Source organism: Alteraurantiacibacter aestuarii (genome assembly GCF_009827405.1).
In the GTDB taxonomy this organism is placed as follows: domain Bacteria; phylum Pseudomonadota; class Alphaproteobacteria; order Sphingomonadales; family Sphingomonadaceae; genus Alteraurantiacibacter; species Alteraurantiacibacter aestuarii.
This window is the reverse complement of record NZ_WTYY01000004.1, coordinates 99,965-123,841: the sequence shown is the minus strand read 5'-3', so window position 1 is coordinate 123,841 and position 23,877 is coordinate 99,965. Positions and strand designations below refer to the sequence as shown.

24 protein-coding genes, 1 tRNA gene and 1 other RNA gene are annotated in these 23,877 nt (G+C 63.1%); 14 read left to right on the top strand and 12 right to left on the bottom strand.

Features of this window, described 5'->3' with window-relative positions; all coding sequences use genetic code 11:
• Window positions 1–83 precede the first annotated feature (83 nt).
• The 5 genes from GRI32_RS08880 (at window position 84) to rnpB (ending at window position 4,136) form a co-directional block, all read left to right on the top strand.
• Entirely contained in the window at window positions 84–1,712 is a 1,629-nt protein-coding gene (locus GRI32_RS08880; RefSeq protein ID WP_160591358.1) for a peptide ABC transporter substrate-binding protein, read from the top strand.
• Window positions 1,693–2,148 (top strand): M67 family metallopeptidase, encoded by a 456-nt coding sequence (locus GRI32_RS08875; protein WP_160591356.1) that lies wholly within the window; start codon window positions 1,693–1,695, stop codon window positions 2,146–2,148. Before GRI32_RS08880 ends, GRI32_RS08875 begins: the two co-directional genes overlap by 20 nt.
• A gap of 185 nt (window positions 2,149–2,333) precedes the next feature.
• Window positions 2,334–2,984, top strand: a complete 651-nt coding sequence (locus GRI32_RS08870; RefSeq protein WP_160591354.1) for a histidine phosphotransferase family protein — start codon at window positions 2,334–2,336, stop codon at window positions 2,982–2,984.
• A gap of 10 nt (window positions 2,985–2,994) precedes the next feature.
• A complete protein-coding gene (locus tag GRI32_RS08865; protein WP_160591352.1) occupies window positions 2,995–3,702 on the top strand; it encodes an N-acetylmuramoyl-L-alanine amidase in 708 nt (235 codons plus the stop codon).
• A 6-nt stretch (window positions 3,703–3,708) separates the two neighbouring features.
• An RNA gene (gene rnpB / locus GRI32_RS08860) (RNase P RNA component class A) lies at window positions 3,709–4,136 on the top strand.
• 39 nt (window positions 4,137–4,175) lie between these two features.
• Here the strand turns inward: rnpB and GRI32_RS08855 are convergent.
• Complete coding sequence (locus GRI32_RS08855) at window positions 4,176–5,009, bottom strand: metallophosphoesterase family protein (RefSeq protein ID WP_337190194.1); 834 nt, start codon at window positions 5,007–5,009, stop codon at window positions 4,176–4,178.
• A 256-nt stretch (window positions 5,010–5,265) separates the two neighbouring features.
• Between GRI32_RS08855 and GRI32_RS08850 the strand changes: the two genes are divergently transcribed.
• Window positions 5,266–6,000: a TorF family putative porin gene (locus GRI32_RS08850; RefSeq protein WP_160591350.1), complete on the top strand. Its 735-nt coding sequence runs from the start codon at window positions 5,266–5,268 to the stop codon at window positions 5,998–6,000.
• 98 nt (window positions 6,001–6,098) lie between these two features.
• On the opposite strand, the gene GRI32_RS08845 is transcribed toward GRI32_RS08850, so the two are convergent.
• A complete protein-coding gene (locus tag GRI32_RS08845) occupies window positions 6,099–6,764 on the bottom strand; it encodes an SIMPL domain-containing protein (protein ID WP_237437498.1) in 666 nt (221 codons plus the stop codon).
• A gap of 182 nt (window positions 6,765–6,946) precedes the next feature.
• Here GRI32_RS08845 and GRI32_RS08840 point away from each other — a divergent pair, with 182 nt between their 5' ends.
• The 3 genes from GRI32_RS08840 to GRI32_RS08830 all read left to right on the top strand — a co-directional run bounded on the left by GRI32_RS08840 (window position 6,947) and on the right by GRI32_RS08830 (window position 9,181).
• Entirely contained in the window at window positions 6,947–7,387 is a 441-nt protein-coding gene (locus GRI32_RS08840; protein ID WP_160591762.1) for a VOC family protein, read from the top strand.
• 46 nt (window positions 7,388–7,433) lie between these two features.
• Window positions 7,434–8,888 carry a ribosome biogenesis GTPase Der gene (gene der / locus GRI32_RS08835; RefSeq protein ID WP_237437481.1) on the top strand — a complete coding sequence of 485 codons (1,455 nt, stop codon included), beginning with the start codon at window positions 7,434–7,436 and terminating at the stop codon, window positions 8,886–8,888.
• A gap of 86 nt (window positions 8,889–8,974) precedes the next feature.
• Window positions 8,975–9,181 (top strand): hypothetical protein, encoded by a 207-nt coding sequence (locus GRI32_RS08830; RefSeq protein ID WP_160591345.1) that lies wholly within the window; start codon window positions 8,975–8,977, stop codon window positions 9,179–9,181.
• Between the two features lie 32 nt (window positions 9,182–9,213).
• Here the strand turns inward: GRI32_RS08830 and bfr are convergent, their stop codons facing one another.
• The 4 genes from bfr to GRI32_RS08810 all read right to left on the bottom strand — a co-directional run bounded on the left by bfr (window position 9,214) and on the right by GRI32_RS08810 (window position 12,609).
• Window positions 9,214–9,705, bottom strand: a complete 492-nt coding sequence (gene bfr / locus GRI32_RS08825) for a bacterioferritin (RefSeq protein WP_160591343.1) — start codon at window positions 9,703–9,705, stop codon at window positions 9,214–9,216.
• A 127-nt stretch (window positions 9,706–9,832) separates the two neighbouring features.
• Entirely contained in the window at window positions 9,833–10,024 is a 192-nt protein-coding gene (locus GRI32_RS08820) for a (2Fe-2S)-binding protein (protein ID WP_160591341.1), read from the bottom strand.
• Window positions 10,025–10,100: 76 nt separating this feature from the next.
• A complete protein-coding gene (locus tag GRI32_RS08815; protein ID WP_160591339.1) occupies window positions 10,101–11,384 on the bottom strand; it encodes a DUF418 domain-containing protein in 1,284 nt (427 codons plus the stop codon).
• Between the two features lie 28 nt (window positions 11,385–11,412).
• Window positions 11,413–12,609: an SPOR domain-containing protein gene (locus GRI32_RS08810; protein ID WP_337190193.1), complete on the bottom strand. Its 1,197-nt coding sequence runs from the start codon at window positions 12,607–12,609 to the stop codon at window positions 11,413–11,415.
• Window positions 12,610–12,906: 297 nt separating this feature from the next.
• On the opposite strand from GRI32_RS08810, the gene GRI32_RS08805 reads away from it, so the two are divergent.
• Complete coding sequence (locus GRI32_RS08805; protein ID WP_160591337.1) at window positions 12,907–13,626, top strand: AAA family ATPase; 720 nt, start codon at window positions 12,907–12,909, stop codon at window positions 13,624–13,626.
• A 40-nt stretch (window positions 13,627–13,666) separates the two neighbouring features.
• Here GRI32_RS08805 and GRI32_RS10790 read toward each other — a convergent pair whose 3' ends face one another.
• On the bottom strand, window positions 13,667–13,993 hold the full coding sequence (locus GRI32_RS10790; protein ID WP_237437480.1) for a hypothetical protein: 327 nt from the start codon (window positions 13,991–13,993) through the stop codon (window positions 13,667–13,669).
• A 6-nt stretch (window positions 13,994–13,999) separates the two neighbouring features.
• Between GRI32_RS10790 and GRI32_RS10875 the strand changes: the two genes are divergently transcribed.
• Entirely contained in the window at window positions 14,000–14,134 is a 135-nt protein-coding gene (locus GRI32_RS10875; protein WP_272916791.1) for a hypothetical protein, read from the top strand.
• Window positions 14,135–14,159: 25 nt separating this feature from the next.
• A complete protein-coding gene (locus GRI32_RS08795) occupies window positions 14,160–15,656 on the top strand; it encodes a CDC27 family protein (protein WP_160591333.1) in 1,497 nt (498 codons plus the stop codon).
• 70 nt (window positions 15,657–15,726) lie between these two features.
• Here the strand turns inward: GRI32_RS08795 and GRI32_RS08790 are convergent, their stop codons facing one another.
• From GRI32_RS08790 to GRI32_RS08780, 3 genes are read right to left on the bottom strand one after another with little or no spacing between them, the layout of a single operon-like run.
• Window positions 15,727–16,485, bottom strand: coding sequence for an SDR family NAD(P)-dependent oxidoreductase (locus GRI32_RS08790; RefSeq protein WP_160591331.1), 759 nt, complete (start codon window positions 16,483–16,485; stop codon window positions 15,727–15,729).
• Window positions 16,475–17,704 (bottom strand): dihydroorotase, encoded by a 1,230-nt coding sequence (locus tag GRI32_RS08785; protein WP_160591758.1) that lies wholly within the window; start codon window positions 17,702–17,704, stop codon window positions 16,475–16,477. Before GRI32_RS08785 ends, GRI32_RS08790 begins: the two co-directional genes overlap by 11 nt.
• Entirely contained in the window at window positions 17,701–18,738 is a 1,038-nt protein-coding gene (locus tag GRI32_RS08780) for an aspartate carbamoyltransferase catalytic subunit (protein WP_160591329.1), read from the bottom strand. The genes GRI32_RS08785 and GRI32_RS08780 overlap by 4 nt, the downstream gene beginning before the upstream one ends.
• Before the next feature lie 110 nt (window positions 18,739–18,848).
• On the opposite strand from GRI32_RS08780, the gene sppA reads away from it, so the two are divergent.
• Both sppA and GRI32_RS08770 read left to right on the top strand, forming a co-directional pair.
• Complete coding sequence (sppA, locus tag GRI32_RS08775) at window positions 18,849–20,765, top strand: signal peptide peptidase SppA (protein ID WP_160591327.1); 1,917 nt, start codon at window positions 18,849–18,851, stop codon at window positions 20,763–20,765.
• A 134-nt stretch (window positions 20,766–20,899) separates the two neighbouring features.
• Window positions 20,900–20,974: transfer RNA gene (locus tag GRI32_RS08770), tRNA-Val, on the top strand.
• Window positions 20,975–21,025: 51 nt separating this feature from the next.
• Here the strand turns inward: GRI32_RS08770 and GRI32_RS08765 are convergent.
• Window positions 21,026–22,480: a UbiA family prenyltransferase gene (locus GRI32_RS08765; protein ID WP_160591325.1), complete on the bottom strand. Its 1,455-nt coding sequence runs from the start codon at window positions 22,478–22,480 to the stop codon at window positions 21,026–21,028.
• Between the two features lie 88 nt (window positions 22,481–22,568).
• Complete coding sequence (locus GRI32_RS08760) at window positions 22,569–23,867, bottom strand: NAD(P)/FAD-dependent oxidoreductase (RefSeq protein ID WP_160591323.1); 1,299 nt, start codon at window positions 23,865–23,867, stop codon at window positions 22,569–22,571.
• Window positions 23,868–23,877: the final 10 nt, after the last annotated feature.

The following is a 23,877-nucleotide window of genomic DNA, read 5'->3' as shown; positions in this document are numbered from 1 at the left end:
TCTCTCGCCTTGCGCCCCGTGCGCATCGGTGCGAGCGTATGTCATCCGGGGACTGTATAGCGCGACTGAGGGGAAATGGTCACATGATTGCTGCATTCAGGACATTCGCGAATCTTGCCACGATTTTCGCCGCCGCGCTGGCGCTGGCGGCCTGCGGATCGGGCGAACGCGAAACGGACCGCGCGGCGGCAGAGGGCATTATCCTGATCGGCAACGGCGGGGAGCCGCAGACGCTGGACCCGCATCTGGCAACGGGCAATCCCGAAGCGCACATACTGAACGAGATGTTCGAAGGCCTGACCGTGGCCAATCCGGACGATCCGGCAACCCCCGCCCCCGGCGTGGCGGAAAGCTGGGAGCATGACGGCAGCTTCACCAGCTGGACCTTCCACCTGCGTGACAACGCCACATGGACCAATGGCGATCCGGTGGTGGCGGGGGATTTCCTCTATGCCTGGCAGCGGGTCCTCAGCCCCGAACTGGGCGCGCAGGACAGCAGCGCCTTCTATTTCATCCGCAATGCAGAGCCGTTCAATCTTGGCCAGATCAGCGATTTTTCGCAGGTTGGCGTCCGCGCGCCCGATGATCGCACGCTGGTGGTGGACCTGATCCGCCCCGTCCCCACATTCCCGTTCCTGACCTCTGCGCCCATCATGTCACCACTGTCGCAGCGCGCGGTGGAGGCGCACGGCACGATGACCGACCGCCAGAACCCGTGGGCAACGCTGGAGAACTTCGTCACCAATGGTCCGTTCATGATGAAGGCGTGGACCGTCAACCAGATGATCGAGCTGGAGAAGAACCCCGATTACTGGGATGCCGCCAATGTCCGGCTCAATGGCGCGCGTTTCTTCCCGGTCGACAATGTCGGGACCGAGGAAAACCTGTTCCAGGACGGGCGGCTGCATGTGACCGGCACGATCCCGCCGGACAAGATTCCCGGCTATCGTGACCGGCAGGCGCCGGAACTGGTCAGCGATCCGATGCTGGCCCCCTATTTCTATTATGTGAATGTCGAGCGGCCCCCGCTGGACAACGTGCTGGTCCGCCGGGCGCTGTCGCTGGCGATAGACCGGCAGATGCTGGTGGACCGCGTGGTTCAGGGCGGGCAATTGCCGGCGGGCGGATACATGCCCCCCGGCTATCCCGATTATCAGGCAGCGCCGCCCATCGCCGTTCATGTGGAGGAAGCGCGCCGCTTGCTGGCCGAAGCAGGCTATCCCGGCGGAGAGGGCTTTCCGCGCTTTGAAATCCTCATCAACACCAGCGAGGCGCACCGCAAGATTGCCGAAGCCCTGCAGGAGATGTGGCGCACCAATCTGGGCATCGATGTGGGCATTTATAATCAGGAATGGCGCGTCTATCTGGATGCCCTGCTGGGCAGCGATTTTGCCCTCGCCCGCGCCAGTCTGGTGATGACCGATCCCGATATCTATTCTCCGCTGGAAGCCTTCACCACCGATGGATCGCGCAATATGGGCAAGTGGAAAAATCCCCGGTTCAACCAGCTGATGGATCAGGCAGAGGGGGAGACCGACATTCCCCGGCGCAACGCGCTGTTGCAGCAGGCCGAACAGGTGATGATAGAGGACCTGCCGATCATCCCCATCTATTGGGGCCGGCAGAACTATCTGCTCGATCCGCAGGTCAGGGGGTGGGTGCCCAACATCTATTCCCGCCATCCGCTCAAGCATGTCTATTTCGAAAACTGACGCGAAGGCTGTGGCAGGCCCAGCGCCCAGCCCAGTTTCCTGCGTACAGGTGACGCAAGAGGCGCTGGCGCTGATGCTGGCCGAAGCCGCCCGCGCTGCGCCGCATGAATGCTGCGGCATCTTGCTGGGCGCGGGCAATCATGTGCGCACCGCGCGTCCTGCCGCCAATATCGATCCATCGCCGCACAGCCGTTTCGAAATCGACCCGCAGGCGCTGGTGGATGCGCACCGCGCCGCGCGGGCGGGCGGGCCGCAGGTGCTGGGATATTACCATTCTCACCCTGGCGGCCCTCCCCGCCCCTCTGCCACCGATGCGGCGATGGCGGGCGGCGACGGACGCATCTGGGCGATTATCGGCCACAATGGCGATGTAATGTTCTGGCGCGACGGTGAATCGGGCTTCGCGGAGCTTTCATACCAACGCGTGCAAGGCTAAGGCGTGCAGCGAAGCATTGGCGGGAGAGGCAGGAATTTTGTCTTTCCGCGCTGCTTCGGGAAAAGTGTCACCTTGCCCGCAACCAGTCAAAATCCTGTTTCTAATGGGTTTTTGAGATCGTCAGCAGGGTTACACACTGTCACTTGTGTCACCTTGCGCATTCATACTACAGTCCAGGATCCTGAATGACTTCTTCACTCGACCTTGCCGCCCTGCTGTGTTCGCGCCTGTGCCACGATCTGCTCAGCCCGGTCGGCGCGCTCAACAATGGCCTGGAACTTCTCGCTGACGAGAAGGACCCGGACATGCGCCAGCGCTGCCTCGAACTGCTGGAACAGAGCGCACGGATCAGTGCCGACAAGCTAAAGTTCTTCCGCCTGGCGTTTGGCGCGGCCGGCGGATTTGGCGAAATGGTCCCCAGCGAAGAACCCCGCCAGCTGCTGGCATCTCTGGTTGCCGCCAATGACCGGGTGGAGCTGGAATGGGCTGTGAGCGAACCCAAATTGTCCAAGCCTGCGGTCAAGGTGATGCTGAACCTTGCGGCGATGGGCCTTGATGCGCTGGTGCGCGGCGGGGTGCTGTCCGTTGGGGCGGAAACCACCAAGGGCATGACCGAGATTGCCATCCGCGCCGCCGGCAACCGCATTGCCTTTGACACCGCCATCGGCGATGCGCTGGAAGGCAAGCTTGCTGACGATGAGCTTTCCGGCCGCACGGCCCCTGCCCACATGATCCGCCTGCTCGTGGAGGAGAAGGGCGGCAAGGTGCAATATGCCAAATCGGACGAAGCGCTGGTGATGGGTGCCATGCTGCCCGCGCCAGAGCTGATCGGGTAACGATCACGCCGTGACCGACCCGCTCGTCCACAAAGAGATCGCCTCTCCCAACTGGAATGAGCGCCGGGCGCCGATCGACATGGTCGTGCTGCATTATACCGAAATGAAGCCGATCGAGAGCGCGATAGAGCGCATGTGCGACCCGGCTGCCGAAGTCAGCGCGCATTACCTGATCAGCGAACAGGGCGAAGTGATCCGCCTGGTGGCCGAGGACAAGCGCGCCTGGCACGCGGGACAATCGTTCTGGCGCGGCAATCGTGACGTCAATTCCGCCAGTATCGGCATAGAGCTGGACCATCCCGGCCACGCGCTGGGTTATCGCCCGTTTGCCGATGCGCAGATCGATGCACTGCTGCCGCTGCTGCACCGGATCATGCAGGCGCATGACATTCCGCGCGCCAATGTGGTGGCCCATTCGGACATCGCGCCTGCCCGCAAGATCGATCCCGGCGAGCTGTTTCCGTGGCACCGGCTGGCCGAATGCAAGCTGTGCCTGCCGCGCCCTCGCAAGCTGGACCTGGGCGATCCGTTTGACAATGACAGCGCCTTTTACCTGGCGCTGGAACGTTATGGCTATGACATCACCGATGGCAGCAAGGCGGTGGAAGCCTTTCAGCGCCGCTGGCGACCAGAGCAGATCGACGGGCTGATTGATGGCGAATGCCGCGCAATATTGTTTCAGCTGCTCTTGGATCGGGACCGGGGAATGGCTAGATAGGCGGTGCCAGGGGGCCGGGCAGCCGCGTTGGGGGAAACTCCGCCGAGGAAAGTCCGGGCTCCACGAAACAAGGGTGGCGGGTAACGCCCGCCCGGCGAGGGGGCTTGCTCCCGAAGCCGAGGGAAAGTGCCACAGAGAGTATACCGCCGATGGCGCCTACAGCGCACAGGCAAGGGTGAAAGGGTGCGGTAAAAGCGCACCGGGGGCCTGGTAACAGGTTCCGCATGGCAAACCCCACCCGGAGCAAGACCAAATAGGGGTCTCGCGCGAGAAGGCCGCAAGGCACGAAGGCAGGAGCGTTTCGCTCCGAGAGATCCGGGTTGGTCGCTTGAGCTGCGGAGCGATCCGCAGCCTAGATGAATGGCTGCCCCTGCAGCGCTGGTCGCAAGATACCGGTTGCAGGACAGAACCCGGCTTACAGGCCCCCTGGCACTTTATTTTTCCGGCTGACTGCTCCGCTTTTCGACCGGCGATCAGGCCGGTACGGCGCGCGGTCCGGCCTTGATGGTTCCATCTTCGGACATGGCCGCTTCCAGATAGCGGCGGCGCGATCCTTCCAGCACCAGCGCGGTCAGCCTGCCGCTGGCATAGGCGCCGGTATCGATGCCGATGCGGTTGCCCTTGTCCTCGGGCTGGTCGCTGATCGTATGGCCATGCACCACCACCGTCCCATAAGGCTCCGAGTGGGACAGGAAGGGTTCACGAATCCAGCGCAGATCCTGCGGCCGCTGTTCCGCCAGGGGCACTTCGGGATCGATCCCGGCATGGACAAACACATAATCGCCCAGCTGGATCATATCCTCGAAACTGGCGATATAGGCGAGTTCCTGCGAGGGCACGGCCTGCACCATCATCGCCTGCGCCTCTTCCACGCTGCCCGCGCCCAGCGCCTTGCGATCCACGCCATAGCTTTGCACGGTCTCGCGCCCGCCGTGGCGCATGAAATGGCGCATCATATCGGCATTGTCGAAACTCCTGAGGAACATCTCCTCATGGTTTCCGCACAGGATGCGGACGTTGCGCTGTGCCTGCCAGGCGCGCGCGCGGCGGACCACGCCTGCACTGTCCGGGCCGCGATCAACCAGATCGCCGAGAAGGATGACAGTGGTATCGGCGGTTGGCGCAAGCGCATCGTCTTCCTCAACCGCCGCGATCAGCGCCTCGAACAGGTCGAGCCGTCCGTGGATATCGCCAATGGCATAGACGCGCTGCCCCATCGGCAAGGCCGGCAGGTCGGCATCCTCTTTGCCGGACAGAAGGGATTTGATGAACTGCAACATGATCTGGTCGGCGTCCTGTAAAGACAATGCAGCAAGGCGCAAGTCGGGTCCCCGCGATAGCAGAAGTTGCGAATTTACCTGTCTCGGCGCTGAATGTGATGCGGAAAATCAACACATTTGCGGCGATTGGGGAAAATGACGCAATAAACCTTGTGCACTGCAACATCGAAGTGCAGTTAAATTGCGTGACCGCGGATACCAGCCCGACAAAACAGAGGCCGGATCGCGATCGCGCAGGTGGGACGAGGCACGAGTTTCAACCAAGCAATTGAGGAAATTGCCCATGCTTACGTCCGTTCGCAGCCTGATGGCTGCTACCGTCCTTGCCGGTTCCATTGCTGTCGCTGCTCCTGCAGCTGCACAGGATATCGGTGTAGAACTTTCCGCAAATGCTGCTGTCGTCAGCGAATATCGCTTCCGCGGTGTTGACCTCTCGGGTGGCGATATCGCTATCCAGGGTGGTATCGATGCAGCCCTGCCCGCTGGCTTCTATGTCGGCACCTGGGGTTCCTCGATCGACGAAACCACCGTCGGCTATGGCCACACCGAACTGGACGTCTACGGCGGCTGGAGCGGCAGCGTCAGCGATGCCGTTTCTTTCGATGTCGGCGTGATTGCCTATCTCTATCCGAACGCCGGCTGCTGTGATTACGACTATGTCGAATTCTACAGCTCTGTTGGTGTGACTGCCGGTCCGGCTGAAGTGACCCTGGGCGTTGCTTACGCACCCGATCAGGATTCGCTGGGCGGTACTGACAACTTCTACGTCTATTCCGATGTTGGCGTTGGCATTCCCAACACCCCGGTGTCGCTCTCCGGTCACCTCGGCTACACCGATGGTTTCCTGACCTTCACCAACAACTCCAAGGCTTTCGACTGGTCGATCGGCGCGGACGTTGCACTGGGTGAAGTGGTTTCGGTTGGCGTTGCCTATGTCGGCGCTGAGGGCGACATTGTTGCCCCGGCTTATGACTTCACCGATGACGCAGTTGTGTTCACCCTGTCCGCCAGCTTCTAAGCTCGGCTGACACGGTACAAGAATTGGGCCCGCACCGGCGACGGTGCGGGCCCTTTCTTTTGTCCGCAGCAGGTTCGCTTGCCAGCAGCAGGCGGGATCTAGCTGAGGTAGAAGTCCACCGTCGTGACCACGCGCACCTTCTTGTAGGGCGTATCGGCCACGCCCCAGCCACCGCCATCGCCATCGCGCGCATCGATAGAGAAATAGCCCTGCGTGGCCTGGCGAATTCCGCCCACGTCGGAACCGGAATCCTCGGCAAACTGCTCTGCGGAAGCGCGCGCATCACGGGTCGCCTCGGCCACCATCTCGGGCTTGATGTCATTGAGCCTGGTGTAGGTGTAGGCCATGCCCGACCCCTCCTCCAGCATCACGCCGCGCCGGACCAGATCGAACTGGCGCCGCACCGCGCGCTGGGCGCGTTCGATATCGTTGCTGCGCAGGGTCATGCGCTGGCGCACGGTGAAATTGGGCACGCCGTCCTGAGTGAAGCTGGAGACATTCACCCCAATGGGTTGCAGCGCGTCTTCAGGAAAGCCCAGTTCGGCAAAGAAGGCGGTTATGCTGGCGGTGTCGCGGTCCACGCTGGCCTGGGCGCTGGTCATGTCATTCGCGGTTGCCGAATAGGAGATGGTCCAGGTGGCCAGATCGGCCACCACTTCGCGCTCCGCCAGACCGCGCACGGTGACGGACCGGTCCGCCATCTTGGCTCTGGTCAGCCCATCGCCCAGAAGATATCCGCCAGCGATCAATCCCAGCGTCAGCATCGCGCAGGAGGCAAGCACAAGCCTGGCTGGCGGATTTCGCCAGAAAGGAGTGGCGGAGTTGGCAGGCTCTTCGCTATCTTGTGTCATCTTCAGGGTCCTCTCTGGCGCGTTGCAGACCATGCAAGATTGCAGCGCTGTCGATGAACCGTGTTTGAATAGCGATGAACGGAGTTGAATATCCCATGGTGAAATTTCTTCACAGCATGATCCGCGTGGCCGACCTTGATGCCACGCTGGACTTCTTCAAGCTCCTCGGGATCGAGGAAGTGCGCCGCAAGGAAAGCGAAAAAGGCCGCTTCACGCTGGTGTTCCTGGCCGCGCCGGGACAGGAAGACGTGGCCGAGGTGGAGCTGACCTATAACTGGCCGCCCGAAGATGGCAGCGCCGGCGAAGTCTATGGCGGCGGGCGCAATTTCGGCCACCTGGCCTATCAGGTGGAGGACATCTACCAGACCTGCCAGGCGCTCAGCGATGCAGGCGTGACCATCAACCGCCCCCCGCGTGACGGGCACATGGCCTTCATCCGCACACCGGACGGCGTATCCATCGAATTGCTGCAAAAAGATGGCTCGCTGGAGCCGCGCGAGCCTTGGGCCAGCATGGAGAATATCGGCAGCTGGTGACTTGCTGCTTGCCAAAACAAGCAGTCAACGCCACCTGACAGGCCTCATGGTACATCGCAAACTCCCCCAGGTGGTCATTATCGGCCGCCCCAATGTCGGTAAATCGACCTTGTTCAACAGGTTGATCGGCAAGAAGCTGGCGCTGGTCGACGATCAGCCCGGCGTCACTCGTGATCGCCGTTTTGGCGAAGCGGGGCTGCTGGGCCTTGAATTCGAGGCAGTCGATACTGCTGGCTGGGAGGATGACGATCCTGAAACCCTGCCCGGCCGCATGCGCATGCAGACCGAAGTCTCGCTCAAGGGAGCCGATGCCGCGCTGTTCGTTTTCGATTCGCGCGCCGGGCTGACCCCGCTGGACGAGGAGATTGGCCGCTGGCTGCGGGAGCAAAACGTGCCGGTGGTGCTGATCGCCAACAAGGCCGAAGGCAATGCCGGACAAAGCGGCATACTGGAGGCCTACTCGCTGGGCTTTGGCGAACCGATTCCGGTGTCGGCAGAGCACGGCGAAGGCATGGCTCAGCTGTATAACGCGCTCAATCCGCTGATATCGGACAAGGCCGAATGGCTCGAGATTGAGGCCGAGGCCGAAGCCGCGATTGCTGCCGATGCCAAGACCGCCGCCATCGAAGCCGCGCTGGCCGCGGGCGAGGAAGTGGAGCTGGAGGAGCACGATCCGACCGCTCCGCTCAGCCTGGCAATTGTCGGCCGTCCCAACGCAGGCAAGTCCACGCTGATCAATCGCCTGCTGGGTGAGGACCGCCTGCTGACCGGCCCCGAAGCCGGGATCACCCGCGATTCCATCGCCGTGCCGTGGGATTGGCACAATCCCAAGACCGGTGAGACGCGCGAGATCAAGCTGATCGACACCGCCGGCATGCGCAAGCGCGCCAAGGTGCAGGACAAGCTGGAACGCATGGCTGTGGCCGATGCCAAGCACGCGGTCGATTTTGCCGAGGTGGTGGTGTTGCTGCTGGATGCCACGCGCGGGCTGGAAGTGCAGGACCTCAAGATCGCCAATATCGCCCTGGAAGAAGGGCGCGCGCTGATGATCGCGATCAACAAGTGGGACGTGGCCGAAGACCCCAGCGCCCTGTTCAACGGCATTCGCGCTGCTCTGGATGAAGGCCTGGCCCAGCTGAAAGGCGTGCCCTTGCTCGCCGTGTCAGCCATCACCGGCAAGGGGCTGGACACCATGCTGGCCGCCGCTTTCGAGCTGCGCGATGCGTGGAGCAGCCGCGTTCCCACCGCAGCGCTCAACCGCTGGTTCGACAATGCACTGGGCGCCAATCCCCCGCCTGCGCCCGGCGGCAAGCGCATCAAGCTGCGCTATATTACCCAGGTCGGCACGCGCCCGCCGCGCTTCGTCATTTTCGGCACCAGGCTGGATTCCCTGCCCACCAGCTATGAACGCTATCTGCTCAACGGCATCAGGCGCGAACTGGGTTTCGGCGCAGTTCCGGTGCGACTTACCTTGAAAAGCCCCAAGAATCCGTTTGTCTGACCGAGCTGAAAGCCTCCGTTAAGCTGCACCGGCGCTATCTCCTTCGCGTGGGACCTGCCGGATGCGGCAACGAAGGAGCGGCTGTGATGAACCGATACAGGATCGAATTTTCATCCACTGGGCGTGGCGGCGAGGACAAGCTTGCCATGCAGGTGCCCGATATCCCCACCGCGCTGATCGTTGCCGAAATCAACATGACGGGCGGCTCTGCCCAATTGTGGGATGGCGAGCGCAGGATTGCCGAAATTCAGCGTCAGCCCGGCACGCGATCGGCCTTCTGGCGGGTGAGCTGACGCGCGCCAGGCACCGAACCTGAAATGCAGCCCTATTCGGAAGCGCCCTCACCGGCGGCTTTGGAATTGAGCTGGATGTAATTGGGCAGGCCCATCCGCTCTATCAGGTCGAACTGCTTTTCAAGGAAGTCGACGTGCTCTTCCTCGCTTTCGAGAATCCGCTCGAACAGTTCGCGGCTGGTATAGTCGCGCACTGTCTCGCAATGGGCGATGGCATCCTTCAGCAGGGGGATCGCTTCGTTTTCCAGCGCCAGATCGGCGCGCAGGATTTCCTCCACCGTCTCGCCAACCTTGAGCTTGTGCAGCGCCTGGAAATTGGGAAGGCCATCAAGGAACAGCACGCGATCGGCCAGCATGTCGGCATGTTTCATCTCGTCGATCGATTCGTGCCGCTCATATTCCGCCAGCTTGCTGACGCCCCAATTGTCCAGCACGCGGTAATGCAGCCAGTACTGGTTGATCGCAGTCAGCTCATTGGTGAGTGCCTGGTTGAGATATTCGATGACTTTTGCATCACCCTTCATCGGGGCCTCCCTTGATTACCTGCCTGACATTAGGCGCGAGCATTGGTCCGATGGCAAGCAAAAGCACCTGCGCGTGAGGGAAAAAACGATGGAAAACCGCGCTGTTGCGAATGCGTTTCAGGAGAGGTCAGGCGGCCACCGTGTCCGGGCGGGCGCTCTCGCGTTCCTCGAAGATCAGCTCCTCGGCCTCTTCCAGGCACTGGCCGCAATTGGGCCGCTTGCCCAAGGCCGCATAGACGCCTTCCGCATCGCCGCCGGTGCGGCGCGCCATTGTTCGCAGGTCACATTCGCGAATGGCATTGCAGATGCAGATATACATGGGCGGGCGAATCTCCGTGGTGGAGATCAGTGTTAATGCGACTTTGTTGCAATAGCAAGCCAGATGCGAACCGTTATCAAATGCGGTTGGGGAAGATCCGCCAATAGGTCAGGCAGCGCCACAGCCATTCCAGCGGGCCGCGCCGGAAACGTGCCAGCCAGACCCGCGAAAAGGCAATCATCATGGCCCAGCCCAGCGTCACCACCACCAGCAGTTCCGCCCGGTGCATGGTGCCGAACCGATCGCCGGCCCAGCCCTGGAATATCAGCACCATCACCAGCGATGTGCCGATGTAATTGCTGAACGCCATGCGCCCAGCATCCGACAATCTGAGCACCAGCCAGCTATCGCCCGCCCCATCACGCGTCCGCGCCGCCCATTGTGCCAGCAGGCAGGTTCCCCCCACCAGCAATGGCACATTGGCAAAGCCGGAAAAGCCGAAGAAGGCCATCTGCGTGATGAAGGGTGTGAAATCGCGGGAATAGACGAACAGGCCCGCCGCCAGGTTCAGCGCCAGCCCCAGCACCAGTGCCGCCAGCGCCGGTCCGCGCCAGTGCGGCTTGCCTTCCCCGGAATGGAAAACCCCGCTGCGGAACAGGCCCATGCCGATCATCATCAGCGGGATGGTTTCAACAAAGCCAAAGGAGAAATAGCTCCACAGGTCGCCGCTCTCCTGCGTCAGGCGATAGCGCAGGATCGCCAGATAGGAATCGCCCGCCATCAGCTGACCGCTGCGCGCCGCATCGGCCAGCTGGCCCTGCCAGAATTGCTGATACAGGCTGATGGCGGTGGGATTGGCATCGGCGCCACCCAGTACGGTCAGCACCGCAGGCAGATAGGCAATGCCCTGCCACAACGCGCCGAGCATGGCCCAGATGATGCCGATGGTCAGCTGCGTGCGTGCCTTGAGCGGCACGGCATAAAGCGCAAACATCCCCGCGCAGCCATAGCTGAACAATATATCGCCTTTGAACAGCAGGTAGAAATGCGCCAGCCCGAACAGGATGAGCCAGAACAGCCGCCGCATCTGCAACAACGCGGCGGTCTGATAATCGGGGATACGTTCGATAAACAGCACCATCCCGGCGCCGAACAGGATTGAAAACAGACCACGGAACTTGCCGTCCACCAGCACATATTGCGCCAGCCAGATCAGCCTGTCCGCCGTATCGCCGCCGCCGGGCAGCGCGGGCGGCCAGTAATAGGCGATATCGACATGGGCAAAGCCGGTAATATTGGCGAGCAGAATGCCCAGCACCGCTATCCCGCGAATGAGGTCGAGCGAGGCAATGCGCGCACCAGCCTGCACCGGCGCCACCGTCACCTGTTCAACCGGACTATCTTGCTGCTGTGCGACCATTGGACTCCCGTCCGCAGGTCTTAGCGCTTCACTCGCGCGTCACAAGACAGTCATGCCCTGAATTCTGCAGTGAGCGGCAGGCAGCCTCTGCTTCGGCGCGCGAGGAATAGCCCCCGGCCTGCAACTTGGTGACACGGCCGGCAGGCACAAGCAGGCGCTGATACCCTGCCAGCTCGCGCCGGGACCTCAGCTGGCTCCACAGCCGCTCGGCATTGCTGGCGACCGAAAACGCGCCCAGCTGCACCCGCCACGGACCAGCGGCTCGCGCCTGCTGGGGTGCCGGTGCCGGAGCTGGAGCCTGTACCGGAGCAGGTGCCGGAGCCTGGACCGGAGCCGCAGCAGACGCGGAGGCGACGGTGGTTCCGGCCACGCGGCGGGGACGAGGTGATGGGGCAGCAGACGCGCCATAGGCAGCACCGGCCTGCGCCGGGCTTTCAGTCCCGGTGGCGCGGCTCGCCTCTTCCAGCGCGGAGCGCGCGGCGGCAACCGAAGGCGAAACGGCGGTGGTGGCAATCGGGCGCGGCACCCGGGCGCTGGGCTGTGGCGCCGGACGGGCGGACGGGCTGGCGGAGGGACTGGCGGAGGGACTGGCGGAAGGTATCTGCACACCCAGATCTGCCGCAGCCAGTTCCACTGCGCGGGCAGTGTCCGCCTCGGCGCGCAATTGCTCGGCCATTCCGGCACCTTGCTGGCGCTGTTCCAGCGGGATGAACTCATCCATCTGCGCCAGCGCCGGGATCGCCTGCGGCAGGCCCGAACCATTGGCCAGCGTCATCAATGCATAGGCGCGAACCCAGTCTCGCTCTGCAAAATCGCCGTTGAAGTGGGCAATGCCCATCAGATATTGCGAACGCGGATCACCGCGCCGGGCGGCTTCGGCAACATAGGGCAGGGCTTCCTGCTGGCGTCCGTTCTGGAACAGCATAAGGCCATAGATATCGCCCGCCTCGATATGGCCCGCCTGCGATGCACGGTAGAACAATTGCTCGGCGCGTTGCAGATCGAGCGGAACGCCGCGCCCGACTCGGTAAGCCTGGCCCAGATTGAACATGGCATCGGGATCGCCTGCAGCAGCAGGACCTTCCCATTCGCTCACCGCAGCCCCATAATCGCCGCGGCTCCACGCTTCCACGCCGTCTCTTACATCTGCCATTGCAGGCACGGCGACCAGCGCCGAACACAGCGCGGCTAGTCTGAGAATCTGGTACTTTTCCGGGCGTTTCACGGGATCATCCCCTAGAGTCTGACGCAAACACAAGCCTCCTCATAGTAAATGAGGCTTTAGCAAAAGATTTATGGCGCGCGGATTTTTGGGCGCATTTCGGGAGAGGCTGGGTGCTGCCATCCCCCTTCGCAGCACGATTATCCGGCAGATCGTGCCGCCCGCTCAAACCGTCGCCGCCACAGTATATGATAAAGTCCTGCTGCGAATTAACCCAAAATAAACGGTGATCTGCGAACTCCTTGCCAGGAAGGACCGCGAAATCCTCTCTTCCGGTCCAATATCTGAGGGGAATTGCCCGTGCGCGTTTTGGCATTGGCGTCACAAAAAGGTGGCTCTGGCAAGACTACACTGTCCGGTCATCTGGCCGTGCAGGCACAGCGTGCCGGTGCCGGTCCGGTGGTGCTGATAGACATCGATCCGCAAGGTTCGCTGGCCGATTGGTGGAATGAACGCGAAGCCGAATTTCCGGCTTTTGCGCAAACCACCGTTGCGCGCCTGGCCAATGATCTGGCGATATTGCGCCAGCAGGGATTCAAGCTGGCCGTAATCGATACCCCGCCTGCCATCACCATGGCGATCCAGTCGGTCATTTCGGTGGCCGAACTGCTGGTCATCCCCACCCGCCCCAGCCCGCATGACCTGCGCGCCGTGGGCGCAACCGTTGATCTGTGCGAACGCGCCGGCAAGCCGCTGCTGTTCGTGGTCAATGGCGCAACGCCCAAGGCCAAGATTACCTCGGAGGCTGCCGTGGCGCTTTCCCAGCATGGCACCGTGGCCCCGATCACCCTGCACCACCGCACCGATTTTGCCGCCTCCATGATTGACGGGCGCACGGTAATGGAAGTGGAGCCGGAAGGACGCAGCGCGCAGGAAGTTGTCGCGCTGTGGCATTACATCGCCGATCGGCTGGAGAAGAATTTCCGCCGTACCGTGTTTGCCGCTCCTGGCACCAGCGCAGCGCAGGCCAATGGCGTGTACCGTGCGCAAGGTGGCTTTGGCCGCCGGGTTGCCCAGTAAGGTGACGGAACAGGCCATGAGCGAACCCACATCTTTCGCCTCACTCGGCCCGCTTCTGCTTGCCCGTAAAGGCGGCGCAAAGCCCGCCCTTCGCGGCGCGAACGGCGAAGACGTTGCAGACGATCTGGCGCAGGACAATGAAATCGGGGCGGATGGCGAATCCATCGAAGCCCAGCTGGCCGCCTTCCAGGATGATGAGGCCTTGCGGGCAGAGCCGGAAGTGAAACGCCAGCAGCAAGCGCTGCTTACGCGCATTGCCGATGCCAATATCAGTGCCGCTGATCACCCCGGTACTTCCGATGCCGCGCAGGCGCAGGCCGCTGGCCGCCGAGCTGCCTTTACGCTGCGGCTCGATCAGGAACGCCATCTCAAATTGAAGCTGGCCAGCGCCGTGCTGGGTGCCAGCGCACAGCAGCTTGTTACCCGGGCGCTCGACCAGATGATGGCCGAAATGCCCGAAATTGAAGCACTCGCCGCGCAAGTCACGCGCGATGGAAGAAAGGCCTAAGGGGGGCCAGACCGGAATGTACCAGGTGGACAAAAGCAATCGGATGATCGGCCTTGCGGTCACCACCGCCATGGCCGGAGTGCTGCTTTCAGGCTGCGCTACCAATCCCGCGCCGCGTGCCGACATATCGGCCGCAGCCGCGCAAGAGGCGATGGCTGAAGGCCGCTCCGACCGCGCCATCCGGCTGGCGGAGGAAGCCGTGCAGGCCGATCCGCGCAACGCTGCCTATCGCACCATGCTGGGCACCGCCTATCTCGATGCCGGCCGCTTTGCCTCAGCCCAGACCAGCTTCAACGATGCGATGTCGCTGGGCGACAATTCACCGCGCACCGCGCTCAGCCTCTCGCTGGCGCTGACGGCACAGGCCAAATACGAAGAAGCCGCTGCCCTGCTGAACGATTGGGAAGGCGAGATCGGCACATCGGATCTGGGCCTTGCGCTGGCTCTGGCCGGACAGCCACAGCGCGGCATCCATCTGTTGAGCAACGCCATTCGCGGCGGTGAAAACACCGTGAAAATGCGCCAGAACCTCGCCTATGCCTATGCCATGGCAGGTCGCTGGCGCGAAGCACGGCTGATGGCGGCGCAGGATGTTCCGGCTGATCAGCTGGGCGACCGCATGGCCTATTGGGCCGAAATGGCCAGCCCGCTTGCCCATGAGCACCGCATTGCCGGACTGCTGGGCGTGCCTGCGGACGTACGCGATCAGGGCCAGCCGGTGCAGCTTGCGCTGGCCAACACTCCCGGCGTTGAACAGCTCATCGCCGAAGCAAGCGCCTATGCCGCTGCGGAACCGGCGGCTGTCCAGGTTGCGCCCAGCGACACGCAGGAACTGGCCGCGCTGGAGACCATCGCCATCCCCGCATCGGGCAGGGAACTGCCTCCCGGGGGCGAACCCGACATCGCGCTGACGCGCTATCAGGCACCGACTACCGAGCGCCCCACCAGCGTGGAACAGGCCTTCGCCACGCGGGCGCCGGAAGGCGGATCGCTCGCGCAGGTTGCGCAGGACGTGGTGCGCTTTGTCAGCGAACCCGTGGTGCAGACCACGCCTGTCCGTTACGGTGCCACTCCCGAACCGCGCGTGGCAGGCCAGGCCGGCCAGCCTTCGCGCCCGATTGCCCGGCGCGCCATTCCATCGGCGGCTCAGCAGTCAGTGATCGGCTCAGACCCGGTTGAACAGGGCGGTGAAGAACTGGCCGCAACGCCGGTTTCGCTGTCCGCAGATGGCTCGCACCTTGTCCAGCTCGGCAGCTTCGCCAGCGAACAGGGCGCACGCCGCGCCTGGGGCATTTATGTCAGCCGCTATCCCGAACTGGCAGGCCACGAAATGGTCCTGACCGAAGCGATCATTCGCGGAAAACGCTATTTCCGCGTTTCGGCGGGCGGTTTTGACCGTGTCGCCAGCCGCACCATGTGTTCGCGCGTGGAAGCCAGCAATGGCGATGGCTGCATCACCTGGGCCGCCGCCAGCCCGCTGCCCGGCGCAGTGGATACCGGCATAAGGTTTGCCAGCCGCTAAACCCATTCTCTCCCGAGAAAGACCTGCCCCTCCCCTTCCATCGAAGCGGAGGGGCTTTTCTTGGTGGTTGCTAGAGCGAATAGCCCCCGTCGCTGACCAGTACGGTGCCAGTGATCGTGGCCGCATCATCAGACAGCAGGAACAGGATCTGCGCCGCGATTTCTGACGCGGTGGCAAAGCGGGCCAGCGGCGTGCCGATTGCGGCCATTGCCGCCAGCGCCTTGTCCCTGTCCCCATCGTGGCTGGCGACCAGATCGCGGAAGAACAGCGTCTGATCCCAGATTGGCGTGTCCACCCCGCCCGGGGCGATGGCGTTGACGCGGATGCCGCGCGCTGCGGCTTCCCTGGCGGCGACACGGGCAAGCTGGATGACCCCGGCCTTTGAAGCGCCATAGGCCGCTGTGCCGGGTTCCGCCTTTACCCCGCTGACCGATGCAGTGAGCACGATGCTGGCCCCGTCGCCCGCCTTGCGCAATGTGCTGCGCAGCGAGAGGAACATCCCGTCCAGATTGACTCCCAGAGTGCGCCGCCAGTCGTCAAATTCGGTGTCGGCAATCATCCCGCCAGCGGCGATCCCTGCATTCAGCACGGCGCGATCAATTGTGCCTGCCTGCGCCTCTATCTGCTCCCACAATGCCGGATCGCAGACGTCACCGGCAAATCGCGTGACATCGCCGCCAGGGTCCAGCGCCTGCAACGCATCGTCATTGCTGTCGACCAGCAGCAGTCGCTGCGCCCCTCTGGCCGCCAGAGCATGGGCGCAGGCCGCGCCTATGCCCGATGCGGCCCCGGTGATGAGGCAGGTTCCGACCGGCGCATCAGAGGGCAATTTCGACCCCGCCCTTCCACAAGGCAGCGACGCGGCCCTGTGCGGGCTGGCGGTCAAACGGCGTGTTGCCTGCCGCCGCTTCCATCTTGCGGCTATCGATAATCCACGGGCGTTCCGGGTCTACCAGCGCGATGTCCGCCTCGCACCCGGCCACCAGCTGGCCCGCGTCGACGCCCAGAAGGCGCGCGGGATTGCTGGCGATCAGGGCAAAGGCGCGCTCCAGCGAGATCACCTCGTCACGCACCAGCGTCAGCACCATGGCCAGCAGCGTCTCCGCCCCGGCCATTCCCGGCGCTGCATCGGCGAAGGGCAGGTTCTTGTCTTCTGGGCCGCGCGGATCATGGCCCGATGACACCACGTCAATCGTGCCATCGCCAATCGCCGCGATCACCGCCTGCCGGTCATCTTCGGGCCTGAGCGGAGGAGAAAGGCGCGCAAAGGTGCGGAACTGGGCCAGAGCGAGGTCTGACAGCATGAAATGCGCAGGCGTAACGCCCGCAGTTACCGGCAATCCGCGCGCCTTGGCCGCACGCACCAGATCCAGCGCGGCGCGGGTGGTGACTTGCCTGATATGCAGCTTTGCCCCGGCGATTTCGGCCAGCGCGATATCGCGCGCCACCGCCAGCGCCTCTGCCTGCGCCGGAGCGCTGGGCAGGCCCAGCCTTGTGGCTATCTCGCCCGCAGTTGCCGCAGCGTTTCCGGCAAGTCCGCCGTCTTCCGCGTGGGAGACCACCACCATGTCCAGCATGGCGGCATATTGCAGCAGGCGCAGCATCAGGCCGCTATCGGCAATCCAGCTGCGACCCGTGGCAATCGCCCGTGCACCCGCTTCGCGCATCAGCGCGATTTCGGCCAGCTGCATTCCGCCAAGGCCTGGCGTGGCTGCTGCCAGCGGATGGACCCAGAAGTCGGGCTTGCCGCTCTGGGCAGCAAAGCGAACGCGGGCAGGATGATCGAGCGGCGGGGACTGATCGGGCATCAACGCCGCGCGGGTGATCCCGCCAAAATGAAACGCCGGCTTGTCGATCGCGAACACGCCCAGATCGACGAGTCCCGGCGCGACCAGCAGTCCGCCTGCATCAAGCACTTCGTCGCCATCGGCAATTTCGCCGCCAATGCTGTGGACCAGCCCGCCTGCCAGACGAAGATTGCCTTCGACCAGTCCTTCAGGCGTAACCAGTGTGCCGCCGGTGATGGAGATGGGGCGCATTTGTTTCATACCCATTGCCCGCCTAGATCATTTTGGCCCCAACCGGGGATGTTGCGGGCCTTGCGGGTCAGCACGTCGAGGCAGGCCATGCGGATCGCCACGCCCATTTCCACCTGCGCGGTGATGATGGAGCGCCCGGCAAGGTCGGCCACGTCGCTGTCGATCTCCACCCCGCGGTTCATCGGGCCGGGATGCATGATGATGGCGTCAGGTGCGGCCAGTTCCAGCCGTTCCAATGTCAGCCCGTACAGATGGCGATATTCGCGCGGAGAGGGAATGAACTGCCCCTCCATCCGCTCGCTCTGAAGACGCAGCATCATCACCACTTCACTGCCCGCCAGCGCGGCGTCGAACGAATGGAACACCTCCACGCCCATCGCCTCTATCCCCACCGGCATAAGCGCGGGCGGCGCGCATACGCGCACTTTCGCGCCCAGCGCCTGGAGGCTCAATATGTTGGAGCGGGCCACGCGGCTGTGCAGGATATCGCCGCAGATGGTCACCACCAGCCCGTTGAATTCCTCTCGGCCCCGTTCACGCAATTTGCGCCGCAGCGCCAGTGCATCCAGCAGCGCCTGCGTGGGATGTTCATGCTGCCCGTCTCCGGCATTGAGCACCGGACAATCCACCTTGCCCGCGATCAGCCCCACCGCCCCGCTGGAGCCGTGGCGGATGACGATGGCATCGGCGCGCATGGCGTTTAGCGTCACCGCCGTATCGATCAGCGTCTCCCCCTTCTTCACGCTCGACTGTGCGGCATGCATATTGACCACATCTGCGCCCAGCCTCTTGCCCGCAATCTCGAAACTGAGCAGCGTGCGGGTGGAGTTTTCGAAGAAGGCATTGATGATCGTCAGGCCCGCCAGCGCATTGCTGTGCTTGCTGGGCTGGCGGTTGAAATCCACCCACTGCTCGGCTTCCTCGAGCAGGTAGAGAATCTCGTGCGTTTGCAGCGCACCGATTGAAATGAGGTCGCGATGCGGGAAGGCCCGCCCGCCAGCCGGAAAGCGGCCTTGCGATGCTGTGTTTTGCGGCGATGTCATTAAAGCCAAGCCATTAGTCGGACTATGTGCAGCGCTCAAGCGCTTTCGGCTGGCACAAGTGCTTTGTGCAAACTAGGTTGCGCGCAAGGCACAATCACAAGGCATTGTTCATGAGTTTTGCAGGCAAGGTTTGGCGGCTGCTGGTTGGCGTAAAGGATGCGCTGGCACTGGTTTTTCTGCTGTTGTTCTTCAGCCTGGTGTTCGCCGCGCTCAGTTCCCGGCCCAATCCCGGCCTTGTTCGCGAAGGGGCGCTGCTGCTCAAGCTGGATGGCTCCATCGCGGAGGAGCCTTCGCTTATCGATCCCATCTCCACCCTGCTGTCAGGCACGCTGCCCACGCGTGAATATGCCGCGCGCGATCTGGTGCGCGCCATTGACGAGGCCGCGCGCGACAAGCGGATAGAAGCGATCGCCCTCGATCTCACCACATTCACCGGTGGCCCGCATGTCACCATGCAGGAAGTGGGCGATGCGCTGGCCCGTTTCGGCCGCACCGAAAAGCCGATCCTGGCCTTTGCCGTCGCCTATTCGGACGATGCGCTGGTGCTGGCTGCCCATGCCGATGAGGTGTGGGTTGATCCGATGGGCGGCGCTGCCATCCGCGGACCTGGCGGCAAGTCGCTCTATTATGCCGATGCGCTGGCGCGGTTTGACATCAACGCCCACGTTTTCCGCGTGGGCACATACAAGAGCGCGGTCGAACCCTATCTGGAAAACGGCATGTCTCCCGAGGCGCGCGAAAATGCCGAGACCTATGTTGGCGCAGTGTGGGATGAATGGCGCGCGCACATCGTGCAGGCGCGCCCGCAGGCCAATATCGAAAAGGCCACCACGGGCCTGATTGCGCTGATCGCGGAAAATGGCGGTGATCTGGCCAAGGCGACCGTGGCCGCGGGCCTGGCAGACCAGATCGGCACGCGCGAGGAATGGGGCGCCCATGTCGCCGAAATCGTCGGCAAGGATGAATGGGATGACCGGCCCGGCACTTTCGCCGCGACCGAGCTTGATCCGTGGCTGGCCGAAGTCGGCCCGGAAACCAGCGGCACCCGCAGCCTGACCGGCGGCAAGAAGGCCATTGGCGTGATCACCATTGCAGGTGAAATCAGCGATGGCGATGCCGGACCCGGCTCGGCTGGCGCAGCGCGGATCACCGCCCTGCTTGATGATGCGCTGGATGACGATCTGGCCGCGCTGGTGGTGCGGATCGATTCTCCGGGAGGGACCGTAACCGGCTCCGAAGCCATCCGCCGCGCCGTTCTGCGGCACAAGGACAGGGACATCCCGATTGCCATATCGATGGGCAATTATGCCGCCAGCGGCGGATATTGGGTGGCCACTGCGGGTGACCGGATATTTGCCGAGCCTGAGACGCTGACCGGATCGATCGGCGTGTTCATGGTGGTCCCCACATTCGAGGATCTGCTGGCGAAATATGGCGTGTCCTCCGATGGCGTGCAGACCACGCCCCTGTCCGGTCAGCCGGACCTGCTGGCAGGCCTGACCCCTGAGACAGAAGCACTGCTGCAGGCAGAGACTTCGGCGATTTATGACCGCTTCATTGGTCTGGTCGCCGAATCGCGCAATATGACCCGGGCTCGCGCAGATGAGCTGGGCCAGGGCCGGGTGTGGACCGGTGGATCGGCCCGCCAGCTTGGCCTGATCGATCAGTTCGGCGATCTGGATGCGGCGCTGGAATGGGCCGCTGGTGAAGCGGGGCTGGAGGAAGGCAAGTGGGGTCCACGCTTCCTGGTCAGTCCGCCCGATCCCTATGAAGCGATGCTGGCAGGCCTGCTGGGCGGCGATAGTGAAGCGGCGCCGGCCCAATCGAGCGTGTCGGGCATGATCGCGCAGGGCGAACAGGATCTGGCAGCGCGCATCTTCGCCGATTTTGACCGCATGATGTCCATGCGCGGCGTGCAGGTGCGGTGCCTGGAATGCATGCCGTTTGAGCGTGCCCCCGGTCCGCAGGCGGCATCTGCCACCCCGGTCTGGTGGCAGGCCATCGGGCAAAGGCTGTTCGCACGCTGATACGGCAGGAGATGTGCGGGCGACACGGCGGTCACGGTGCAAAGTGGGCGCTTGTCATTGCCGCAAGCTCATGGCAAAGGCCCGCCCCTGCCGTTGACAGCTGAATCGACATCGGTTTCGAGATCGGCTCCGGCGGGCGCGTAGCTCAGTGGTAGAGCACACCCTTCACACGGGTGGGGTCGCAGGTTCAATCCCTGCCGCGCCCACCATTCCTTCCGGCCACTGGCCGGAACGGATGCCTGCCAACAAAATGCCCGCCTTCAAATGGAGACCAGCACGATCCCGCTGGCAGTGATGGCCGTAAGCCAGCTGTTGCGATCGCGGGCGGCGAAGATGATCGGATCATCGTGCAATTCATTGCGGCTTGCCAGCACCAGTATCCGGCCGATCCAGTACAGCAGCAGGGGGCAGATCAGCCACAGCCGCTGCGGATGGCTGTATAGCGCGACGACTTCCGGGCTGGACAGATATTCGGTGATCACCAGGATGGCGCAGAACCCGGCCGCCGCGCCCAGCGGAAACATCACTTCCAGGTCCTGAATGCGATAGCCGCGGCCGGGCGGTGCGGACTTGCCTGCCTCGCGCCGGGCCACCAGTTCGGAACAGCGCTTCACGATCGCCAGGCTCAGGAAAATGAACAGGCTGAACATCAGCAGCCACGGCGACTGGTGCGAACCGGTGGCGATGACCCCGGCCAGCACCCGCAAGGTGTACAGTCCGCCCAGCGTGATGACATCGACCAGCAGGCGACGCTTGAGCAGCAGCGAATAGCTGAGCGTGGCGGCAACATAGATCAGCAGGATCAGCAGGAAGCGCGTGTTCAGCAAGCTCGCCAGGACGATGGCAACGGCCAGGATGGCAAGTGCCATCGGCGGCCCGTGGATCAATCGTATGCGGCAATCGGCAAACGGGCGGTTGCACTTGCGGTGATGATCCCGGTCCCCCGGCAAATCCAGCAGATCGTTGATGATATAGGCGCTGGAAGCTGCCAGGCAGAATGCAACGAAACCAATGGAGCTTTCCATCACCGCGCCGACATCGAGGAAGCGGTGACCAAGAAGCAGCGGCAGGAACAGCAGCAGGTTCTTGGCCCATTGATGCGGGCGCATCGCTTCCAGCCAGGCACGCAGGTCGCGGTCCGACTGCACGATGATCTCGGCATCGGGAAACCGGTTGATGATCTTTTTTGCAAAGCCGGGTCGATGTGCGACCACCAACTTGCCCCGCGCCGCTTCCCATACGGGGATATCGACCCGCGCGTCGCCGATGTAATCGAAGCCCAACCTGCCGAATTTCCCGGTCAGCGCCGCGGCCTTGGCCGTGCCTGCCAGATTGGTCTCGCCGTCTGAAGCGAGCACGCCGGTCAATCCGCCGACACGCTCCGCGACCTTGTCGACCCACCGATGATCGGATGCGGAGGCCAGATATGTCTCGCGCCCCTGCGCCTGTGCCGTGCGGATCGCGGCCATTGTTTCGTCGCGCAAGGGGATCGAATCGATGCCAAAATCGCCCCGTTCGGCCAGCCTGCTTTTCAGCACCGCCTTGCCCAGCAGCAGCCAGTACAGGAGCTTCCAGCATTCGAGTGGATTTTGCGCCACGAACTGCAGCGCCGCCTCATGGAGCAGGTCGGACCTGAGCAGCGTGCCGTCAACATCAACGACGAGCGGCACCTGCTTCGGGTCGCTTTTCTCGGCCGGGTGTTCCGGATTCGTCATGGGTTCTCGCCAGCGTGCTGAAATGAAAGATAGTGCTCTGTTATCATAGAGTAGCAATGGCTGCCCGGCGCAAGGCGTGTTGGCTCGCTCATGCCGATCCTTCGCCGATTGCTTCGACCATTTCCTTCGCCAGTCGCACGCTCTCCGAAATCCCCCGATCTTCAGGGTAATAGAAGCATGTGTCGGCAATCTGCAGCCCCGCAATCGGCGTGCGCACCGGCGGAATCTTCGCTGCGAAACCGGGTTCGCACACGGGCTGGGCGTAGCGCAGGCGCGCGACATGGCTGGCCAGCACGTCATCATCCGAGATCGCCGGGTTCAGCCGCACGATATAGCTCAGCGCTTCGTCCACCAGACGATCATCCGCCCAGGCGAATTTCTGGTGGGTGACCGGCATGTAATAGGGCACGAACACGATCGTCTCCCCGCCAGGCATCGGGCGCAGGTTGGAAAATTCGATGATCCCGGGCACTTCGATCCCGTCTTCGGCGATGTTGACCCAGAAGTGCGGCGTGACGGACTTCTTCAGCTTGAACAGCAGGCAGCACACGCCAATGTTATTGATCGCCTCATAGCGATCCTTCCAGTCCTGCGGCAGGTCGGGAACGGTCGCGGCGACATAGGGCGTGGGCATGGTGGAAATGACGGCGTCTGCCGGAAAGAACCCGTTTGCGGTTTCAACCCCGGTCACCCGCCCGTCGCTGGTAACCACCCGCGTGGCCGCGCTGGACAGGTGGATCTTGCCGCCCATCTCCCCGATCCGCTGGCACAGCCTGTCGACCAGCGTCTGGCTGCCACCCTGAATATAGCCCAGCCGCTCTTCAAACAGCGACTTGCGAGAGCGGCCGATGCGCTTGACCCTGGTCCATATCCACGCCGCGGAAATATCATCGGCATATTCGAAGAACTTGAGATCGAACAACGGCTTCCACAACCGGGCATAGGCTTCCTTGCCCGCCCAGCGGGTGATCCATTCGCGCGCGCTCTGCGTCTCCAGCGCGTCCCACCGCTCACGCCTGGTCGAAACGAAGGCAAGCAGGCCATAGCGCAGCCGCGCGATCAGGCTGACGCCGGGATAGCGGAGAAGGGAAACGGGATCGCCCCAAGGGTGCAGTTTGCCGCCTGAGAAAATGCCCATCGTGGTTGCCGTCCAGCGCATGGAGTCAGCCAGATCCAGTTCTTCCAGCAGATCGAAAGTCGGCTGGTCGGCCATGCACACGAAGTGGTAGAAACGCTCGATCGAGGTCCCGTCGAAATCGAAATGGGCAGCCATTCCGCCCGGCTCGGGGCCGGCTTCCAGAACCGTGACATCATGGCCCGCTTTTGCTGCATGGTAAGCTGCGGCAAGGCCCATCGCACCTGCTCCGATTACAACGACTGCGCTCATTTCAAGGGCA

Excerpts from the sequence above, each read along its gene's own strand:
- GRI32_RS08880 (WP_160591358.1), top strand. The coding sequence starts at position 84 with ATGATTGCTGCATTCAGGACATTCGCGAATCTTGCCACGATTTTCGCC.
- GRI32_RS08875 (WP_160591356.1), top strand. The coding sequence starts at position 1,693 with ATGTCTATTTCGAAAACTGACGCGAAGGCTGTGGCAGGCCCAGCGCCC.
- GRI32_RS08870 (WP_160591354.1), top strand. The coding sequence starts at position 2,334 with ATGACTTCTTCACTCGACCTTGCCGCCCTGCTGTGTTCGCGCCTGTGC.
- GRI32_RS08850 (WP_160591350.1), top strand. The coding sequence starts at position 5,266 with ATGCTTACGTCCGTTCGCAGCCTGATGGCTGCTACCGTCCTTGCCGGT.
- GRI32_RS08845 (WP_237437498.1), bottom strand. The coding sequence starts at position 6,764 with ATGCTGACGCTGGGATTGATCGCTGGCGGATATCTTCTGGGCGATGGG.
- GRI32_RS08840 (WP_160591762.1), top strand. The coding sequence starts at position 6,947 with ATGGTGAAATTTCTTCACAGCATGATCCGCGTGGCCGACCTTGATGCC.
- der (WP_237437481.1), top strand. The coding sequence starts at position 7,434 with ATGGTACATCGCAAACTCCCCCAGGTGGTCATTATCGGCCGCCCCAAT.
- GRI32_RS08830 (WP_160591345.1), top strand. The coding sequence starts at position 8,975 with ATGAACCGATACAGGATCGAATTTTCATCCACTGGGCGTGGCGGCGAG.
- bfr (WP_160591343.1), bottom strand. The coding sequence starts at position 9,705 with ATGAAGGGTGATGCAAAAGTCATCGAATATCTCAACCAGGCACTCACC.
- GRI32_RS08820 (WP_160591341.1), bottom strand. The coding sequence starts at position 10,024 with ATGTATATCTGCATCTGCAATGCCATTCGCGAATGTGACCTGCGAACA.
- GRI32_RS08815 (WP_160591339.1), bottom strand. The coding sequence starts at position 11,384 with ATGGTCGCACAGCAGCAAGATAGTCCGGTTGAACAGGTGACGGTGGCG.
- GRI32_RS10790 (WP_237437480.1), bottom strand. The coding sequence starts at position 13,993 with ATGGCGTTCCTGATCGAGCCGCAGCGTAAAGGCAGCTCGGCGGCCAGC.
- GRI32_RS08785 (WP_160591758.1), bottom strand. The coding sequence starts at position 17,704 with ATGAAACAAATGCGCCCCATCTCCATCACCGGCGGCACACTGGTTACG.
- GRI32_RS08780 (WP_160591329.1), bottom strand. The coding sequence starts at position 18,738 with ATGACATCGCCGCAAAACACAGCATCGCAAGGCCGCTTTCCGGCTGGC.
- sppA (WP_160591327.1), top strand. The coding sequence starts at position 18,849 with ATGAGTTTTGCAGGCAAGGTTTGGCGGCTGCTGGTTGGCGTAAAGGAT.
- GRI32_RS08765 (WP_160591325.1), bottom strand. The coding sequence starts at position 22,480 with ATGACGAATCCGGAACACCCGGCCGAGAAAAGCGACCCGAAGCAGGTG.
- GRI32_RS08760 (WP_160591323.1), bottom strand. The coding sequence starts at position 23,867 with ATGAGCGCAGTCGTTGTAATCGGAGCAGGTGCGATGGGCCTTGCCGCA.